The following is an 18,923-nucleotide window of genomic DNA, read 5'->3' on the forward strand; positions in this document are numbered from 1 at the left end:
TCCCGGCACCGCGTGCACCAGGCGGTCCGGTACGGCGGCGCCGGTCAGTGCGCGGGGACCTGCTGGTGCAGCTCGACGACGGCCGGGGCGGTGGAGCAGCCCGGGGCGACCAGGTACGCGTCCAGGCTCTCCGGATCGCCGGCGGCCCGGAAGACGTAGACGTCCACCGCGCTGCCCTGGTAGCTGCCGTGCGCGGTCAGCAGCGGCACCTCGCCCTGGTGGGCGGGGATCGCCAGCTGGACGCAGTCGGGCGGGAGGTTGCCGGTCTCGCCCTGCTCGGTGGTGGTGTGCGGCTGGACCAGGGCGGACGGCCGGAGCAGGGCGCGGACCTGGTCCGGCAGACCGGCCGCGGTGAACTCCGGGCCGGTCGGCTTCGTGCCCGCGGCCGGGTGGGTGGCGGTGTCCGGGGTGCTGGTGGACACGGCCGAGGCGGCCGGGCGCGAGGCGGACTGCTGGGAGAGCAGCAGGCCGCCGCCCAGGCCGAACACCGCCAGGCAGGCGGCGGCGGCCAGCACGAACCGGCGCCGGCGGCCCGGGCGGCCGGCCGCCCGGGTGCTGCGGTCGGCCCGGGCCGGCGGGGCGCCGGGGGAGAGGGGTGCGGCGGGAGCGCCCGGGACGGTCGGCGCGGCGGGCGTGGGCGGGGTGATCGGCGCGGTGGGCGTCGACGGCTGGGCGGCCGCCAGCGCGGCGTCGATCCGCCGGGCCACCTCCTGCGGCATCGGCTCGATCGGGTCGGCGGCGAGCAGCGCGGTCAGCTCCGTCAGGGCGGCCGTGGTGTCGGCGCACTCGGGGCAGTCGGCCAGGTGGGTGCGGACCGCCGCGGCCCGGTCCGCGGGCAGCAGGTCCTCGGCCAGGTCGGCGAGCTGCTCGACCGAGGGGTGGCGCGGGTCGGCCGACGACTCGTGGGGCGATGGGGTGGTCATCGGCTCGTCGCACCTCCTTCTTCCAGGGTCGGCTCGTGGCGGTCGGGGTCCGGGGATGGGACGGGCCCGGGGCGGTTCGGGTTCCCCGGGTCCCGGCGGTGCGGTGTTTCACGTGGCGCCGTTTCACGTGAAACACCGCCGTGTGGAACACCGCCACCCGGTACCGCGGCCTGCGGCGGCGGGTCCTCGGGACCGGAGCGCAGGTGGCGCAGCAGCGGGAGCAGCCGGGCCCGGCCCCGGGCGCAGCGGCTCTTCACCGTGCCCACCGGGACGCCCAGCACCTCGGCCGCCTCGGCCACCGGGTAGCCCTGCATGTCGACCAGCACCAGGACGGCCCGCTGGTCGGGCGGCAGCTCGGCCAGCGCGGCCGAGACCTCGCGGCCCAGCTCGCGGCGGAGCACCTGGGCCTCGGCCGGCTCGGCGGGCGGTACCAGCGAGTCCAGCGCCGGGCGGTCGTGGTCGGCCCCGGTCGGCGCGTCCAGCGAGTCGGCCCGGCGGACGGCGGCCCGGCGGGCCCGGTCCAGACAGGCGTTCACCACGATGCGGTGCAGCCAGGTGGTGACCGCGGAGCGGCCCTGGAAGGTGTGCGCCGAGCGGAGCGCGGAGACCAGGGCGTCCTGCAGCGCGTCGGCGGCCTCCTCACGGTCGCCCAGGGTGCGCACCGCGACCGCCCAGAGCCGGTCCCGGTGGCGGGCCACCAGGACGCCGAAGGCGGCCCGGTCGCCGGCGACGTGCCGGGCGAGCAGCTCGGCGTCGTCCGGCTCCGCCTGCGGCGCCGCGCCGGCCGGGGGGAGAGCCACCGGGTCGGGCTCGGGTCGCGCCGGTCCTGCCATGCCCCACACCTCTCCGGGCTGGGCCGGCGGGCTCAGCCGGCCACCTTGATCTCGGCCACCTGGCCGCGGTACTTGCCGCTGTCATCCTTGGGGAGGCTGGTCAGCCAGATCAAGAGGTAACGGGTGTGAACCGGGCCGGCGAGCTTGAACTGCGCGTCGGTGCTGGAGGCGGTGGCGATCGGCTGGCCGAAGTCGGTGAGCTGGGTCGGCAGGGCGTCCCCGGTCGCGGTGGGCACGCGCAGCTCCACGCCGGTCGTCCCGCCGAGGAAGAGCACCTCGACCGAGTTGACCGACTTGACCGCGCCCAGGTCCACGATCAGGCCGGTGCCGTGCTTCATGGCCGTCAGGTCGTCGTCGTAGCTCTCGGTGGACCAGGCGGTGGTCGGGTCGCCGTCGTGGGTGAGCGGCAGGGTGTTCCCGTGCACGTTCTGGGTGGTGCCGGACGGGTTGAACGAGGTGACGTTGGTGATCGGCAGCGGGGTCGGCGCGAGCGGGCTGGCCGGGGCGCTGGAGCGGCCGCCCGCGCCGCTGCTGCTGAGCGCCTGGGTGCCGCTGGAGGTCGCGCCGAGCTTGCCGGCCAACTGCCAGGAGCCGTAGCCGATCGCGGCCAGCAGCACCACCGAGACGGTCCAGCGGAGCACCTTGGCGGCCCGTCGCGGGGCGCGCTGCGGCGGCCGGGCCGGCCCCGGGCGGTAGCCGGGGTTCGGCTGCGGCGGCCGGGGCCGGGGCGGCACCTGGGCCGGCGCGGCGGCGGGGATCCGGACGGTGGCCGGCGCCGCGGCCGGGGTGCGTCCGACCGTCTGCCCGGGAGCGGGGTAGCGGTGGGCGGAGGAGCCGGCGGCCGAGCCGCCGGCGGGCTGGCGGATCCGGGGCAGCGCCCCGATCGCCTTGGCCAGTGCGGCGGGCGAGGAGAGCCGCTCGGACCCGGTCTCGCAGAGGATCCGGGCGGCCAGCTCGGCGAGCTCCGGGTGGGCCTGCGCGCGCAGCTCGGTGGGCGGCGGCACGTCGTCCCCGGGCAGGCCGGTCAGCTTGTACCGGTCCTCGGGGTGCGGCCAGCGGTGGGTGAGCGCCGCGTAGAGCAGGTCGCCGATCGCCCGGGTGTCGGCCAGCTCGGCCGCCGCGCGGTCGGCCGGTGCCGGTCCCCCGCGCAGCGCCGCGTCCACCGCGACGCCGTTGATCCGGTACTGGCCGGTGTCGGTGCGCAGCACGGCGCGCGGGGTCAGCCGCAGGTGCGAGCGGCCGGCGCGGTGCGCGGCGGCGATCGCCTCGGTGACCTGACGCACCATCTGGTACGCCTCGTACGGCTCCAGCGGGCCGTCGGCCAGCAGGGTGGCCAGGTCGGTGGCGTCGGGCAGCCACTCCCGGACCACGTAGACCAGTTCGCCCTCCTGGACGGCGTCGAGCACCTGGACGAACCGGGGGTCGCCGAGCAGCGCGGCGGACCGGGCGGCGGCCACCACCTCGTCGGCGCGCCGGTTGCCGGCCGCGAGCAGGTGCACGCCGACCGCGCGGCGCAGCTTCTCGTCCACCGCGCGCCAGCTGCTGAAGGCCTCGGTCTGGGTGAAGCACTCGTCCAGCCGGTAGCGGCCGGCGATCCGGTCGCCGCTCTCCCGCGCCGGGACCGGGAGTTGACCGGGCAGCGGGTCGGGCTCGGCGGAGTCGCCGGGCTCGGTGGTGGCCGGATCCGTTCCCCCGGCGGGCTCGGCCGAGGCCGGCTTCTCGGGCTCCTCAGGTTGTTCGGGTGAGGTGGCGTCAGCGGGCTCCACCGGCTCGTCGGCCCGGGCGGAAGGCTCGGCCAGCGCGGCGGCGATCTCGGCGGTGGAGAGCGGCGCGGTGATCTCCCCGGTGGCCTCGGTCGTCGTCTCCCCCGCTGCCTTCGCGGGCGCCTTGCGCTTCGCGGTGGTCTTCGCGGGTGCCGTCGGCGTGGCGGACGGTTCGTCAGCCGGCGCTGCAGTGGTCTTGCCCGGGGCCTTGGCGGCCGTCCTGGCCGGCGCCTTGGCGGGCGCCTTGCCGGACGCCTTGGCGGGCGCCTTGCCGGACGCCTTGGCGGGCGCCTTGGCCGCGGGCTTCGGGTCCTTGCGCGGGCGGGCCCCGTTCAGTCCGGTCAGCGGCACGGTCAGCTCGGCCGTCGCCTCGGCGACCGCCAGCGGCACGGTCAGCTCGGAGGTGGCCTCCGCGGCCGGCAGCGCCGCGGTGACCTCGGCGGCCGGCTCGGCAGCTGATGCGTCGACGGCTGCCCTGGTGCGATCCGTGGTGCGATCAGCCACCGTCGTCTGCCTCCCCAAATAGCGCCCGGTACGGCGCCCTCACCGTGCGCCTCCCGGAAGGAGGACAGGCGAGGACCCGGGGCCGCGGTGACCGCGGTCCCAGTCGTTCGAAGACAATTGTGCCCACTCTTCCCACCGGAGTACGACCGCTGATGCGGCCATCCGGTTCCACCGCTGCCCGAACTGCTCGGTCAGTGGACAAACTGAGGAGGGGTCAGCGGCCCAGTCGGCTGCGGACCATGCCGACGACCGAGTTGAGTTCCTCGATCCGCATCCGCCTGGCGAGCTGCGCGAAGACCGCCAACTGCGCGGCCCCGGCGAGCGCGACGGTCAGCACGCTACCCAGCCAGCCTGAGAGCAGGCTGGACAGTCCCAGGGAGATCAGGAAGCCGACCAGGGCGGCCGGCAGACAGGCGATCACCAGCCGGACGTAGGTCTTGGTGATCCGGCCGGTGTCCAGCCCGCCGACCTTCCGCTTGAGCTTGGGCACCGCCACCGCCACGCCCACCGCGTAGGCCGTGCCGTAGCCGAGCGCCATCCCGGTGACCGCCCACTGGGCCGGCAGCACCAGGTAGCAGAGCACCGCCGTGCCGGCCTGGGTGACGGCCACCCAGACGGTGTTGGAGAACGGGGTGCGGGTGTCCTCGTACGCGTAGAAGCCGCGCAGCAGCACGTACTGCACCGAGTACGGGATCAGGCCGAGGGCGAAGGCGGAGAGCATGTAGCCGACCGCCGTGGTGGCGTGCGCCACCGCACCGCCGTTGCCCAGGCCGTAGATCGCGCCGCCGATCTGCGGGCCGAGCGCGAGGAAGAGGAAGGCGGCCGGGACGATCGCCACCGCCGAGGTGCGCAGCCCGTAGGAGAGGTCGTCGCGGACCGCGCCGGAGTCGCCGTCGGCGGCCGAGCGGGAGAGCCGGGGCAGCACCGCGCTCATCACCGAGACGGTGATCACCGCCATCGGCAACTGCCAGATCAGCAGCGCGTTGGAGTAGGCGGCCAGGCCCACGCCGAGGTAGCCGTGGTCGGCCGCGTCGCTGCCGGCCGCGGTGGCCAGCTGGGTGACCACCAGGTAGCCGGCCTGGTTGGCGAGCACGAAGAGGAAGGTCCACTTGGCCAGCCGGGCCGCCTTGCCGAGGCCGTGCCCGCGCCAGTCGAACCGCGGCCGGTACCGGAAGCCGGCCGCCCGCAGGTACGGGACCATCGACAGCGCCTGCACCACCAGCCCGAGCAGGGTGCCCAGGCCGAGCAGCCGCAGGCCCTCGGGGGAGACCGTCTGCGGCGCGACCCGGCTGTGCTGGAAGGTGCCGAACACCCAGATGTACATCGCGAAGGTGAAGATCACCACCACGTTGTTGAGCACCGGGGTCCACATCATCGCGCCGAACCGGCCGCGGGCGTTGAGGATCTGACCCATCACCACGTGCACGCCCATGAAGAAGATCGTGGGCAGGCAGTAGCGGGCCAGCGCGACCGTGGCGTCGGCGTCCGCCTGATCGGACATCAGCGAGTGCGAGATCAGCTGGACCAGCAGCGGGGCGGCCAGCACGGCGACGAAGACCACGCCGGCCAGGCCGGCCATCACCAGGGTGAGCAGGCGGTTGGCGTAGGCGGTGCCGCCGTCCTCGTCCTGCTTCATGCTGCGCACCAGCTGCGGCACGAAGACCGCGTTGAGCGCGCCGCCGCCGATCAGGATGTAGAGCAGGGTGGGCAGGGTGTTGGCGGCCGAGTAGGAGTCGCCCATGGTGCCGACGCCGATCGCGGCGGCGATCACCATGGTGCGCAGGAAGCCGGTGGCGCGGGAGACCAGGGTGCCGGCGGCCATGATCGCGCTGGAGTTGACCAGCGAGCCGACCCGGCCGGCGGGGGCGGGGGCCGGGTCGTCCGGCAGTTCCGCCTCGGGGTCGCCGGGCTCGCCGGGCTCGCCCGGTGCCGCGGGCTCGTGGGGCGGGTGGAATGCGTGGGGCTGGTGGGTCTCGTGGGCCTCGTCGGGGAGTTCGGGCGCGGCCGGGCCGCCGGTGTGCGGGTCGGTCTCGGCCGGGGTGAGCGGCGGGTCGAACTCGATCACCGGGACGAAGGGCTTGCCGGACTCGACGGCCACCGCGCCCGCCGCCGGGCCGAGCAGTGCGTCCACGCCGACGAACTCGGCGTGCTCGCGCTCCAGGCCTGCCCCGTCCGCCGCTGCGTCCGGTTCGGCGGTCCCGGCGGGCTCCGCAGCCGAGGCCCCAGCCTCGGCACCGTCCTCGTCCTCGTCCTCGTCCTCGTCGGGCTGTTCGGACGCCAGGGCGGCGGCCCGGGCCCTGGCGGCGGCGGTCAGCCGGGCCCAGCGCGAGGCGGGCACCACCGGTTCGGCGAGCGGCTCCGCGCCCTCGTTCTGCTGGCCGGGCAGCGCCTGCGGTTCTGCCGCCGGTTCCGCCGCGCCCGCCGGCTCCCCCGCGGCGTCCGGCTCGGCGGTGTCGTCCGCGGGGCCGGCCGGGGGTTCCGGAGCGGGGTAGGGCCCCGGCCCGGCCTCGGTGGCGTACGGGTCGTCGGCGGCGAACGGATCCCGTGCGTAGGTGTCGTCCAGGTACCAGTCCGGCTCCTCAGCCAGCCGATCCTTGCCGCCGCGCTCGCTCATGCCACCTCATCGCTGTCCGGGTCCGGCCGCTCAGGCACCTACTGTCTCATCACCGCGGACCCGAACCCGGCTTTCGACGCGACCACCGGACGGGCGTCGGACGGCGCCTAGGGGTGAGCCGCGGCCTGCCGCTGGGGGTGCCCCTGGCCGGAGGGCGGTGAGGGGTCGTCGGGCCGGCCGTACCAGTCGCCCTCCGCCTCCTCGTCCTGCTCCTGGTCGGCCTCGGCGCCCTCCGGGCCCTCGGGGTCGGTCAGCGGGGCGTCCGGGTCCTCCGGCGGCTCGTCGCCGCGCTTGCGCCGCTGCAGGAAGATCCGCAGGCCGGCGGCGAGCACCAGCAGCGCACCCGCGCCGACCACCCACCAGACGCCGCTGGGCACCGAGGTGACCTGCACCGTGAACTGCTGCTGCGCGCTGTACGGCTGGGCGCCGTCCGGCCCGACCGTGAAGAGCTGGGCGGTCACCACCACCGCGCCGTTGCCCAGGGCCTGCGCCTGGAACCTGGCCGAGGTGCTCTGCGCCGGGTCCAGCGTGATCGACTGACGGTTGGTCACCTTCAGCCGGTTCGGCTGGGCCGAGGTGAGCCGCAGTTCGAGGTTGGTCACCGGCTGCTGCAGGCCGTTGCGGACGCTGACCTGGAGCACCCCGGAGTCACCCGCGAGGGTGATCGTCTTGCTCTTCTTCGGGATCAGCACCGCGTCGACCAACTGGTCGAGGTAGCCCTGCACGTTGGCCCGGTAGGCCACACCGGCCGGCACCGTGCCGCGCCACTGGGTGGAGAGCGAGCGCTCCAGGGCGGAGGAGAACGGGCCGATGACCCGCAGCGGCTTGGTGACGATCCGCAGCAGCTTGTCCTCGTTCTGCTGCACCTGGTTCAGCTGGTCGAAGACGCCGGCCGGCAGCTCGCTGCCCCGCAGGTCGCCGGGGTAGGCGTCCGGCCCGGCCACCGTGGTGCCCGCCCTGGGGTCGGCCGGGGCGTTCGCCACGGTGTCGAACGGGACCTGGTTCAGCCAGCCGCCGTTCTGCGCCGCGGCCAGCGAGGCCTTGATCACCTTGGCGGTGTCGGCGGTCAGGTCGCGCGGCGGCATCACCAGCAGGGTGCGCTGGTTGGAGGGGGCCTGCTGGACCATGCCCAGCGTCTCGCCGAGGAAGCGCTGCTCGGCCTGGGTCTGGCGGTCCGGGCTCTTCAGGTCGTCCTGGAAGAGGCTGGCGATGGTCGGGTCGGCGACCAGCGCGGTCTGGCCGTTCCCGAGCGGGCGGGCGGCGTCGGGGGTGTAGGGGAGGCTCTTCGCGTCGGGCACGCTGGCGCCGTTCAGCAGCACCTTGGTGGCGCCCAGCCGCTGGGTCACCTGGATGGTGGCCGGGTCGGCGTAGCCCTGGTAGGGCCAGGCGACGTCGTTGTGCACGTCCACCGAGAGCCGGCCCTCGGCAGTCACCCCGCCGGCCGTCTTGGCGGTGTTCAGCAGCGAGTCCAGGTTTGCCAACTGGCCGCCGTTGTGGGCGATCGAGGCCAGGTCGGGGTCGCCGTAGGGCAGCGCCAGCACGGTGTTCTGCGGCTGGGCGACGGCCTGGCGCAGCTGGTTCAGCCACTCGGTGGCCACCGCGGTGCCGGTGCCGGCCACGGTGTTGCCGTCCTGGGCCGGATCGCCGTTGTGGTGGCCGGGCGCCAGCACCCGGTACGGCTTGGTCATCGCCAGTGCCGCGTCCAGCAGGTCGGGGTCGACCACCCAGGTCAGGCCGGGCATCTCCTTGCCGAGCTTGACCAGCTGGCCGAGCCGGCCGTTCGGGCCCAGCTCGGTGACCAGGCTGTCGTCGCGCAGCACCGGCTCGTCGTTGTCCTGGCCGGTCTGCGGGACCAGCTCGGGGGCGTGGGTGAGCGGCCAGAGGGTGGCGGTCTGCACCTTCTGGGTGTCCCCGGGCGTCGGGAAGTAGGGCAGCACGGTGCGGGAGATGCCGACGGTGTGCGGGCTGTCGTCGTCGGCGGTGCCGGCCTCGACGTCCACCGCCAGCTCGTAGACGCCGTTGCCGCCCTGCAGCTTGAGGTCGCCCAGCTGGACGGCGGGCAGGTCGAACGGCGTGCTGGCGCCGGGGGCCAGGTCGGGCAGCTGCTTGACCGGCGCGCCGAGCTGCGAGCCGTCCTGGCTGCTCGGGTCGCCGCGGCCGAGCATCGAGCCGATGTCGCCGCGGAAGCTCAGGGCCTTGGCGCCGCGGCCGACCGCCAGGCCGACCGACGGGGCCTTCAGCGCGCTGGAGCCGGTGTTGGTCAGCGTGCCGGAGACCTGCACGGTGCCGTTGGCCGCGGCCGAGTTCTGCACCACCGAGGTGATCGTCACACCGGCGGGGTAGTCGGAGGAGGCGGCGGGCGCCGGGGTGGCGCCGGGCACGGTGGCCACCCCGGCCAGCGCCAGCAGCCCGGTGAGCAGGGCGGTGGCCCGGCGGCCGCGCCGGACCGGCCTGCGGTCGTGCCCGGCGTCGCGCGGACCCTCGGTGTGCCGTGCTGGCTCGCCCACGCGCTTCGCCCTCGCCGTTCTGGAATCGCCGTCGTCTTCGCTGCTCCCGCCGCGGTACCGTGCCGGACCGCGGCCCACCCGGAACGACGCGTCGCGCCGCCGTGCGGGTTCCGTCATCGGCATGGTAACGACGCTTCCCGGCCCGCAGTGTTGCGGGCTCGGCGAAAGCGGGGCGCGCGCGGCCCGGAAAAGCCGTGCGGACCGGCGGGCGCGGCCACGTACCCTTGTGTGCCGTGTCCAACGCCAATGAGCCCAGCCCCGACCGTACCGCTCCGTCCGCCGTCCCGGCCGCCCTGCCAGGCCTGAGCGAGGCCCAGACGCTGGGCCTGCAGGAGCTGCTCCGGGTCTCCCCGGTGGCGGACGAGATCGCCCGCCGCTTCCAGGAGGCCGGCTTCCGGCTGGCCCTGGTCGGCGGCTCGGTGCGGGACGCGCTGCTCGGCCGGCTCGGCAACGACCTGGACTTCACCACCGACGCCCGCCCCAAGCAGGTGCTCAAGCTGGTCAAGGGCTGGGCGGACGCGGTCTGGGACGTCGGCATCGCCTTCGGCACGGTCGGTGCGCGCAAGGACACCGCGGACGGCAGCTTCCTGATCGAGATCACCACCTACCGCTCCGAGGCGTACGACCGCACCTCCCGCAAGCCCGAGGTGACCTACGGCGACACCATCGAGCAGGACCTGGTCCGCCGCGACTTCACGGTGAACGCGATGGCCGTGGACCTGCCCGGGCGCGGCTTCATCGACCCGCACCACGGCCTGGACGACCTGGAGGCCCGGGTGCTGCGCACCCCGGCCACGCCGGAGGAGTCGTTCTCCGACGACCCGCTGCGGATGATGCGGGCCGCCCGGTTCGCCGCCCAGCTGGACTTCGAGCCGGCGCCCGAGGTGGTCGCCGCGATGACCGCGATGGCCGACCGGCTCGCCATCGTCTCGGCCGAGCGGATCCAGGCCGAGCTGAACAAGCTGCTGCTGGCCGCGCACCCGGTGAAGGGCCTGCGGCTGCTGGTGGACACCGGGCTGGCCGGCTTCGTGCTGCCCGAGCTGCCCGCGCTGCGGCTGGAGAAGGACGAGCACCACCGGCACAAGGACGTCTACGAGCACTCGCTGACCGTGCTGGAGCAGGCGATCGCGCTGGAGCAGGACGGCCCGGACCTGACCCTGCGGCTGGCGGCGCTGCTGCACGACATCGGCAAGCCGCGCACCCGGCGGTTCGAGTCGGACGGCCGGGTCTCCTTCCACCACCACGAGATGGTCGGCGCGAAGATGACCCGCAAGCGGATGCGGGACCTGAAGTACTCCAAGGACCTGATCGACGACGTCTCCCGGCTGGTCGAGCTGCACCTGCGGTTCCACGGCTACGGCGGCGGCGAGTGGACCGACTCCGCGGTGCGCCGCTACGTGACCGACGCCGGCCCGCTGCTGGAGCGGCTGCACAAGCTGACCCGGTCCGACTGCACCACCCGGAACAAGAAGAAGGCCGCGACCCTGGCCCGCACCTACGACGGGCTGGAGGAGCGGATCGTCCAGCTGCGCGCCCAGGAGGAGCTGGACTCGATCCGCCCGGCGCTGGACGGCAACCAGATCATGGCGCTGCTGGAGCTGCCGCCCGGCCCGCTGGTCGGCCGGGCCTACAAGCACCTGCTGGAGCTGCGGCTGGAGCGCGGTCCGATGACCGAGGACGAGGCGCAGGCCGAGCTGAAGGCCTGGTGGGCCGAGCAGCAGGCCTGACCCGGGAACGGGCTCGGGGCCCGGCGCGGTCCGCGCCGGGCCCCGAGGGACCGTCAACCGAGGGGGCGTCAGGTGGCCGAGCCGCCCGAGCCGTTGCCCGAGCCGGTGGAGCCGGTCGAGCCGCCGCTCGAACCGCCGTTGCCGCCGCCGTAGGAGCCGGAGCCGCCGCTGGTCGAGGCGTTCGGCGGGGCCAGGCAGAGCACGTAGCTGTAGGTCGGCTCCTGGTGGACGTACCACTTGGTGGAGACCGAGTAGGGCGAGCAGGTGTGGTTGCCGTCGTCCATGGTGCCCGAGCGGGCGATCACCTTGAAGTCGGCGGCCGAGCTGCTGCAGGGGACCACGACCACTGAGGGGTGGCTGTCGTCGGCGCCGTTCTTGGCGTTGTAGTCGTGCAGGCAGTCGCCGGGCTGGGCGGTGTCCACCGAGGCGCCGGTGACGGTGTCGCCGGAGGAGCCGGCCAGCGCGATCGGCAGCGCGACGGCGAGCACCACCGCGGCCACCGGCACGGTCAGCATCCAGATCGCGCCGCGCTTGGAGAGCGGACGGCCCGGGTCGAGCTGCGGCCCGTGGGTGCCGGGCTGCGGGGCCGGGAGCCGGCGGATCTTCTGGTAGGCGGCGCGGTTGCCGATCAGCGCGATCAGCGTGAAGAGCCAGGAGAGGTAGCTCCACCAGCCCTTGAGTAGGGTCTGCTGGGACATGTCGCGGACCACCGCGGTGCCGCAGACCTGGCAGAACGGGCCGCGGTTGGTCAGGAACTTCATCATCACGATCAGGCCGCGGTGCCCGCGGACCGTCACGTCGGCGGCCGGGAAGCCCTGGCAGACCTTGCAGTTGAGCAGTGCCGGCGGCACGAAGCCGGCCTGCTGCGGGTAGCCGCCGAAGGCCGGCTGGCCGAACCCGGCCTGGGCCGGGGCGGGCGCCGGGCCGAAGCCGGGCTGGGCGGGCACCGGCGCGGGGCCGAAGCCGGGCTGCGCGGGCACCGGCGCGGGGCCGAAGCCGGGTTGGGCCGGCGGTGCCCAGGGGTTGGCCGGCTGCGCGGGCACGGCGGGCGGAGCCGGGACCACGGGCGGCGCCGGAACCGCCGGCGGTGCGGGCACGGCGGGCTGGGCCGGCAGCGTCGGCTGGGCGCTGGGCGGGCTGCTGGGCGGTGCGGGCGGCACCGGCGGCACACCCGGTGGAGTGGCCGGTGGCGGCGGCACCGCCGCGTAGGGGTTCGGCTGGTCGGGTTGGGTCACGACGGCTCTCCGTTGGGTCGGCTGACGGTGCGTCGGCGCGCCCAGGTACCTTAGCGCCGCTCGGCCCGCCCCCGGGCGTAAAAAATCGCACTGATCGCATAGGCGGCGGCCACGGCCAGCACCACCGGCACCGAGCGGCCGTCCAGCGGCAGCACCAGGGCGGTCACCGCGCCGGCCGCGACGAAGGCGACGTTGAAGAGCACGTCGTAGATCGCGAAGACCCGGCCCCGGTACTCGTCGGCCACCTCGTGCTGGACGATCGTGTCGGCGCAGATCTTGGTCGCCTGGGTGACCAGGCCGAGCAGCAGCGCGGCGAGCATGATCGGGGCGACCGCGAAGGAGAGCCCGAGTGCGGGGACGAAGACCGCGGCCGAGGCCAGGCAGGCGGTCATCCAGCCGTCCAGCCCGAGCCGCCGGGTGCACCAGGGGCTGACCACGGCGGCCAGGAAGAAGCCGACGGCGGAGAAGGCGAGCGCGGTGCCCAGGGTGGCCAGTCCGCCCCGGGTGTCGGTCGGCTGGTTGAAGGTGTAGCGGGAGAGCATCAGCACCGTGACGATCAGCACCCCGTAGAGGAACCGGGCGGCGGTCACGGCGGCCAGGGCCCGCACCGCCGGCCGGCTCTCCCGGACCAGGTGGCGCACCCCCTCGGCCAGCGCGCGGCCGGCCTGGCCGAGCGCGGCCCGCAGGTCCGGCCGGTCGGGGTGGTGTTCGGGGCCGAGCAGTTCGGGGGCCATCCGGCGGGCGGCCAGTCCGGCGGCCAGGTAGAGCACGGCCGCGACGGTGACCAGGGCCGCGTCGGCGTGCGGGCCGGGCGGCAGCACCTGGTGGACCACGAAGCCGGTGCCGCCGCCGATCACCGCGGCCACCGTGCCGGCGGTGGGGCAGAGCGCGTTGGCGGTGACCAGCTGGTCGGCGTCCACCACCCGGGGCAGTGCGGCGGACAGGCCCGCCAGGATGAACCGGTTGACCGCGGTGACCAGCAGCGCGGCGGCCAGGAAGACCCACTCCTCGGCGCGGAGCAGCAGCAGCGCGGCGGTGCCCAGGCCGAGCCCGAACCGGGTCAGGTTGCCCAGGTAGAGCACCTGGCGGCGGCGCCAGCGGTCGAGCAGCACGCCGGCGAACGGGCCGATCACGGAGAACGGGAGCAGCAGCACCGCCATCATCGAGGCGATGTCCGCGGGGCTGGACTGGCGCTCCGGCGAGAAGATCACGTACGAGGCCAGCGAGGCCTGGAAGACGCCGTCGGAGAGCTGGGAGAGCAGTCGCACCCCGAGCAGCCGGCGGAAGTCGCGGGTCCGCAGCAGGGCGACCAGGGTGGCCCGCCCGGTGTCGGGGGAGCTCGGGGCCTGGGCCACGCGTCGGGTGATCGCCACCCGCCCAGGGTGTCATGCCGAGGGCCGATGTTTCACGTGAAACATCGGCCCTCGGTGGTGCTGACGGGTGATCAGCGCGGCAAGTCCGAGCTGATCAGTGCTCAGCGCTCAGTCTTGAGTGCTCAGTCTTGAGCGCTCAGCGCTCAGCCGCTCTGGCGAGCGAACCTCGCAAGCTCAGCGCTCAGCCGCTCTAGCGAGCGAACCTCGCAAGCTCAGCGCTCGACCTCGCCGCGGATGAACTTCTCGACGTTCTCCTTGGCCTCGTCGTCGAAGTACTGCACCGGCGGCGACTTCATGAAGTAGGAGGACGCGGAGAGGATCGGGCCGCCGATGCCGCGGTCCATGGCGATCTTCGCGGCGCGCACGGCGTCGATGATCACACCGGCCGAGTTCGGGGAGTCCCAGACCTCAAGCTTGTACTCAAGGTTCAGCGGAACGTCGCCGAAGGCGCGGCCCTCAAGGCGGACGTACGCCCACTTGCGGTCGTCCAGCCAGGCCACGTAGTCCGAGGGACCGATGTGGACGTTCTTGGCGCCCAGCTCGCGGTCACGGATCTGCGAGGTGACGGCCTGGGTCTTGGAGATCTTCTTGGACTCCAGGCGCTCGCGCTCCAGCATGTTCTTGAAGTCCATGTTGCCGCCGACGTTCAGCTGCATGGTGCGCTCCAGGATGACCCCGCGGTCCTCGAAGAGCTTCGCCATCACGCGGTGCGTGATGGTCGCGCCGACCTGCGACTTGATGTCGTCGCCGACGATCGGCACGCCGGCCTCGGTGAACTTGTCGGCCCACTCCTTGGTGCCGGCGATGAACACCGGGAGGGCGTTCACGAAGGCGACCTTGGCGTCGATGGCGCACTGCGCGTAGAACTTGGCGGCGGCCTCGGAGCCCACCGGCAGGTAGCAGACCAGGACGTCGACCTGGTTGTCCTTCAGGACCTGGACGACGTCGACCGGGGTCTCGTCCGACTCCTCGATGGTCTCCCGGTAGTACTTACCGAGACCGTCGAGGGTGTGGCCGCGCTGCACGGTGACGCCGGTCGGCGGCACGTCGCAGATCTTGATGGTGTTGTTCTCGCTGGCGGTGATGGCGTGCGCCAGGTCCTGGCCGACCTTCTTGGCGTCGACGTCGAACGCGGCGACGAACTCCACGTCACGGACGTGGTAGTCGCCGAACTGCACGTGCATCAGCCCGGGGACCTTGCCGGCCGGGTCGGCGTCCTTGTAGTACTCGACACCCTGCACCAGCGACGTGGCGCAGTTGCCCACGCCCACGATGGCTACGCGAACCGAACCCATTTCCGGTTGCTCCCTGTGATCTCGTGAGGCTCGCCGGGGGGCGACGATCCTCGTGCTGCATCTCATCTGACTGTCTGACGGGCGCGCACGGCGCCCAGGCCCGCCACGTGACCGGCGCGGATGACCCACGCGGACGCGGCGGCGGCACTCCTAGGAGGAGCGCCCCGGGCGGTCGTACGGTGACCGGACCGGATCCGGGGATCCGTCCGCGTGGTCACGGCCGTCCGAAGTGTGTGGTGCCGCGCTGCCGCCCGGCGGTGCCGGGGCGCGGCCGGTGCGGTTGGCCCGCTCGGTCTCGATCAGCTCGTTGAGCCAGCGGACCTCTCGCTCGACCGATTCCAGGCCGTGCCGCTGCAGTTCGAGCGTGTAGTCGTCGAACCGCTCGCGGGTGCGGGCGATCGAGGAGCGCATCCGCTCCAACCGCTCCTCCAACCGGCTGCGCCGGCCCTCCAGCACGCGCATCCGCACGGCCCGGTCGGTCTGGCCGAAGAAGGCGAAGTGCACACCGAAGTGCTCGTCCTCCCAGGCGTCCGGACCGGAGTCGGCGAGCAGCTCCTCGAACCGCTGCTTCCCCTCGGGGGAGAGCCGGTAGACGATCTTCGACCGCTTCCCGTTGAGCGCCGTCGCCGGGACGTACTCGGTGCTCGGGTTGTCCTCGACCAGGAAGCCCTGGGCGACCAGGCTCTTCAGGCAGGGGTAGAGCGTGCCGTAGGAGAAGGCCCGGAACGAACCGAGGAGCACGTTGAGCCGCTTGCGCAGCTCGTACCCGTGCATCGGGGCGTCGTGCAGGAGGCCGAGGACGGCGAACTCCAGCACTCCTGAGCGTCTGCTCACGCGGTCCGGCCTCCTTCCGACACGTTCGGGTTCCGCCGCATCGCGGCGGTGTATGCCGCTGCGATGTATCGACTCGATATATCGAGAACGATAGGCCTGGGTCACGATTGGGGCAAGGGGGGCACGGGTGAATGTGATCACAAGACGTCACACAGTCGTCGGCGGCCCCCCTTTCGAACACCGCCGCGACCTGCTGTGACGTCCGGTCAGGGGGTTCCGGGGGGCCCCGATCGCGGCCGTCTCGGGGAAGCTGGGCAACGGGCTCGTAATGATCTGACGGAGATTCATGGCTCTTGTCACCAAATGCCCGATTAGTGGGTCATTCGCCACCCGTACGCTGTCGCGTGTGCACGAGGACCACCTCCGGGGAAGCGGCCGTACGGCCTAGGGCGGTTGCGGGCATCGGAAGAGATCCTGCTGACAGGCGTCCGTGCCTGGCCTAGGAGTTACTGGACTATGAGCGAACACCGGCGCCGGTCGCCCGACGGCGGCCAACAACCGCCGAGCCGCCATGACGGCGCGAGCCCGTACGCCTACGGCACCCCCCCGGAGGGGGCGCCGTCCTACGACTCGCCGGGCCGGCCGGAGCCGGCCGGCCGACCGACCAGAAGGCCTCCGCAGGGCGTGCGGGAGACCGCCATGCAGCCGCGGATGACCCGGGCCGAGATGCGCAAGGCCGGGCAGCGCGGCGGCGCCGGCGGTGCCGCCGGTGCCGGCGGCGGTCGCCGCGGCGGTGGTGGTCCGGGCGGTCCCGGCGGCCGGGGCCCGGGCGACGGCCGGGGCGGCGGCAAGCCGCCGGGCAAGAAGAAGCTCATCGACTACCCGCGGTGGGGCAAGCGCGGGATCCGCCGCTGGCTGCCCTCGTGGAAGCAGGTGCTCACGCTCTTCGTGCTGTTCTTCGGCGGCACCGTGGCGGCGGTCGGCACCGCCTACTCGATGACCACGGTGCCCGAGCTCAAGGACCTCAGCCCGGTCCAGAACAACATCTACTACTGGGCCGACGGCAGCGAGATGACCCGCACCGGTCAGACGAACCGTCAGATCGTGGACATCACCCAGATCAACCCGGCGATGCAGAACGCGGTGATCGCGGCGGAGAACGAGACCTTCCGCACCGACAACGGCATCGACCCCAAGGGCATCGCCCGGGCCGTCTACAACATGGCCTCCGGCCAGTCCACCCAGGGTGGTTCGACCATCACCCAGCAGTACGTGAAGAACGCCTACCTGAACCAGGACCAGACCCTGACGCGCAAGCTGAAGGAGTTCTTCATCACGCTGAAGCTCAATCAGGCGAAGTCCAAGGACGACATCCTGGACGGCTACCTCAACACCAGCTGGTTCGGCCGCAACTCCACCGGCATCCAGGCCGCCGCGCACGCCTACTACGGCGTCGAGGCGAAGGACCTGAACCCGTGCCAGAGCGCCATGCTGGCCGGTCTGCTGAAGGGCGCCGGCCTGTACGACCCGTCGCTCAGCGCCGGCAACCACCAGCGGATGTTCGGCACCCCGGGCGACCCCGCCAGCGGCCGCTGGGAGTGGATCCTGAGCATGATGGTGAAGACCAAGGCCATCACCCAGGACCAGATGGACCAGTGCACCAAGGCCGGTCTGCCGGAGCCGATCAAGCAGCAGGCCACGAGCAGCCAGGCCGGTCAGATCGGCTACATCGTCGACACGGTCAACAAGTACATCGAGGCCAAGGACCCGACGATCAACGACCAGGTCCTCGGCCACGGCGGCTTCAACATCTACACCACCCTGCAGAAGGACAAGGTGGACATGTTGTCGAAGGCCGTGGACCAGATCAGCCAGCAGAACCTGGACCCGGTCAAGCGCCCCAAGACCGACACCTTCGTGCAGGTCGGCGCGGCCTCGGTGCTCCCGGGTGACGGTGCGTTGGTCGCCATCTACGGCGGTCCCGGCGAGGACAAGGGCCAGTACACCAACAACGCCGACACCTCCGGCGTGCCGGTCGGCTCGACCTTCAAGCCCTACGTGCTGGCCACCGCGATGCAGGACGGCGTGCTGACCCAGACCGGTCCGGACGGCAAACCGCTGCGGATCAACGAGGACAGCCGCTACCTGGCCGACGACCTCAGCACCATCCGCAAGCCGGACGGTTCGCTGGTCACCAACCAGGACGGCTCGGTCTTCCACCAGAAGAACGACGAGAACGGGCCGCAGGGCTACGTGACCCTGCGGGACGCGATGATCAACTCGTTCAACGTGCCCTTCGTGCAGCTGGGCGAGGACGTCGGCGGTCCGAACGTGGCCAAGCTGGCCGCGCAGATGGGCCTGAGCCCGGGCTCGATGCCGGTCGCCAACCAGAACACCGCCTCCTTCGCGATCGGCACCTCGACCCCGAGCGCGATCCAGATGGCCTCCGGCTACTCGGTCTTCGCCGCCCGCGGCCAGCAGACCGACATGTACGCGGTGACCAAGCTGGTCTGGAACGGCAAGGTGCAGAGCGGCTTCACCAAGTCCACGCCCAAGCAGGTGCTGGACCAGGCGGTGGCCGACAACATCACCAGCGTGCTGCAGGACGTGGTGCAGAAGGGCACCGGTACCAAGGCGCAGGCGGTCGGCCGCCCGGTGGCCGGCAAGACCGGTACCACCGACAAGGGCACCTCGGCCTGGTTCGACGGCTACACCCCGCAGCTGACCACCGCGATCACCATGTTCCGCGAGGACCCGAACCACCCCGGCCTGCAGTCGCTGACCGGCACGGCCGGCTTCTCCGAGTTCGCCGGTGGCACCCTGCCGACCGAGATCTGGACCGCCTACATGAAGGCCGCGCTGGCCGGCACCCCGGTGACCGACTTCCCGGCGCCGGGCCCGGTCAACACCGAGGTCGACGAGTCCGGCGCACCGAGCACCGCCTCGCCCTCGCCCTCGGCCTCGGCGAGCACCTCGGCCTCGGCGACCGCCGCGCCGACCACCCAGGCCCCGGTCCAGCCGGCGCCGACCACCCAGGCCCCGCTGCCGTCCGAGAGCTGCCAGACCGGTCTGGACTGCCCCGGCAGCTCGCCGACCTCGACCCGCAACCCGGGCGGTGGCCCCGGCGGCGGCAACGGCGGCGGCAACGGCGGTACCGGTGGCTGCGTGGTGTTCTGCCCGCCGGACACCACCTCGGCCTCCCCGCCGACCAAGCACCCCGGTGGCGGCACCGGCGGTGGCAACGGTGGCGGTGCCGGCGGCGGCACCGGTGGTGGCGGCACCACCGCACCACCCCCCGCCGGCTAGCAGCAGCACCCCGCAACGGCCCGTGGCCCCGCTCACCGAGCGGGGCCACGGGCCGTTCCGCCCCGGTGC

The 18,923-nt window shown here is 73.3% G+C and carries 11 protein-coding genes; 2 read left to right on the top strand and 9 right to left on the bottom strand.

Annotated elements, in window-relative coordinates; translation table 11 throughout:
* Positions 1-44 precede the first annotated feature (44 nt).
* From FHX73_RS13135 to FHX73_RS13155, 5 genes are all read right to left on the bottom strand, one after another.
* Complete coding sequence (locus tag FHX73_RS13135; protein ID WP_145905181.1) at positions 45-923, bottom strand: anti-sigma factor family protein; 879 nt, start codon at positions 921-923, stop codon at positions 45-47.
* Positions 920-1,756 (bottom strand): RNA polymerase sigma factor SigM, encoded by an 837-nt coding sequence (gene sigM / locus FHX73_RS13140; RefSeq protein WP_145905182.1) that lies wholly within the window; start codon positions 1,754-1,756, stop codon positions 920-922. The genes FHX73_RS13135 and sigM overlap by 4 nt, the downstream gene beginning before the upstream one ends.
* Before the next feature lie 32 nt (positions 1,757-1,788).
* On the bottom strand, positions 1,789-4,023 hold the full coding sequence (locus FHX73_RS13145) for a serine/threonine protein kinase (protein WP_246213500.1): 2,235 nt from the start codon (positions 4,021-4,023) through the stop codon (positions 1,789-1,791).
* 214 nt (positions 4,024-4,237) lie between these two features.
* A complete protein-coding gene (gene murJ / locus FHX73_RS13150) occupies positions 4,238-6,637 on the bottom strand; it encodes a murein biosynthesis integral membrane protein MurJ (RefSeq protein ID WP_145905183.1) in 2,400 nt (799 codons plus the stop codon).
* A gap of 107 nt (positions 6,638-6,744) precedes the next feature.
* Entirely contained in the window at positions 6,745-9,144 is a 2,400-nt protein-coding gene (locus FHX73_RS13155; protein ID WP_145905184.1) for a hypothetical protein, read from the bottom strand.
* Positions 9,145-9,437: 293 nt separating this feature from the next.
* Between FHX73_RS13155 and FHX73_RS13160 the strand changes: the two genes are divergently transcribed.
* Positions 9,438-10,871, top strand: coding sequence for a CCA tRNA nucleotidyltransferase (locus FHX73_RS13160; protein WP_145908250.1), 1,434 nt, complete (start codon positions 9,438-9,440; stop codon positions 10,869-10,871).
* Positions 10,872-10,939: 68 nt separating this feature from the next.
* Here the strand turns inward: FHX73_RS13160 and FHX73_RS13165 are convergent, their stop codons facing one another.
* From FHX73_RS13165 to FHX73_RS13180, 4 genes are all read right to left on the bottom strand, one after another.
* Entirely contained in the window at positions 10,940-12,106 is a 1,167-nt protein-coding gene (locus FHX73_RS13165; protein WP_145905185.1) for an LppU/SCO3897 family protein, read from the bottom strand.
* A 50-nt stretch (positions 12,107-12,156) separates the two neighbouring features.
* The gene (locus tag FHX73_RS13170) at positions 12,157-13,479 is read right to left on the bottom strand and encodes an MFS transporter (protein ID WP_342795298.1); all 1,323 of its coding nucleotides are present in this window, start codon (positions 13,477-13,479) and stop codon (positions 12,157-12,159) included.
* 212 nt (positions 13,480-13,691) lie between these two features.
* Positions 13,692-14,774, bottom strand: coding sequence for an inositol-3-phosphate synthase (locus tag FHX73_RS13175; RefSeq protein ID WP_145905186.1), 1,083 nt, complete (start codon positions 14,772-14,774; stop codon positions 13,692-13,694).
* A 150-nt stretch (positions 14,775-14,924) separates the two neighbouring features.
* A complete protein-coding gene (locus tag FHX73_RS13180; RefSeq protein WP_145905187.1) occupies positions 14,925-15,608 on the bottom strand; it encodes a PadR family transcriptional regulator in 684 nt (227 codons plus the stop codon).
* 456 nt (positions 15,609-16,064) lie between these two features.
* On the opposite strand from FHX73_RS13180, the gene FHX73_RS47170 reads away from it, so the two are divergent.
* Complete coding sequence (locus FHX73_RS47170) at positions 16,065-18,854, top strand: transglycosylase domain-containing protein (protein WP_281292678.1); 2,790 nt, start codon at positions 16,065-16,067, stop codon at positions 18,852-18,854.
* Positions 18,855-18,923 lie beyond the last annotated feature (69 nt).

The organism is Kitasatospora viridis (genome assembly GCF_007829815.1).
Lineage (GTDB): Bacteria > Actinomycetota > Actinomycetes > Streptomycetales > Streptomycetaceae > Kitasatospora > Kitasatospora viridis.

Excerpts from the sequence above, each read along its gene's own strand:
- FHX73_RS13135 (WP_145905181.1), bottom strand. The coding sequence starts at position 923 with ATGACCACCCCATCGCCCCACGAGTCGTCGGCCGACCCGCGCCACCCC.
- sigM (WP_145905182.1), bottom strand. The coding sequence starts at position 1,756 with ATGGCAGGACCGGCGCGACCCGAGCCCGACCCGGTGGCTCTCCCCCCG.
- murJ (WP_145905183.1), bottom strand. The coding sequence starts at position 6,637 with ATGAGCGAGCGCGGCGGCAAGGATCGGCTGGCTGAGGAGCCGGACTGG.
- FHX73_RS13175 (WP_145905186.1), bottom strand. The coding sequence starts at position 14,774 with ATGGGTTCGGTTCGCGTAGCCATCGTGGGCGTGGGCAACTGCGCCACG.
- FHX73_RS47170 (WP_281292678.1), top strand. The coding sequence starts at position 16,065 with ATGAGCGAACACCGGCGCCGGTCGCCCGACGGCGGCCAACAACCGCCG.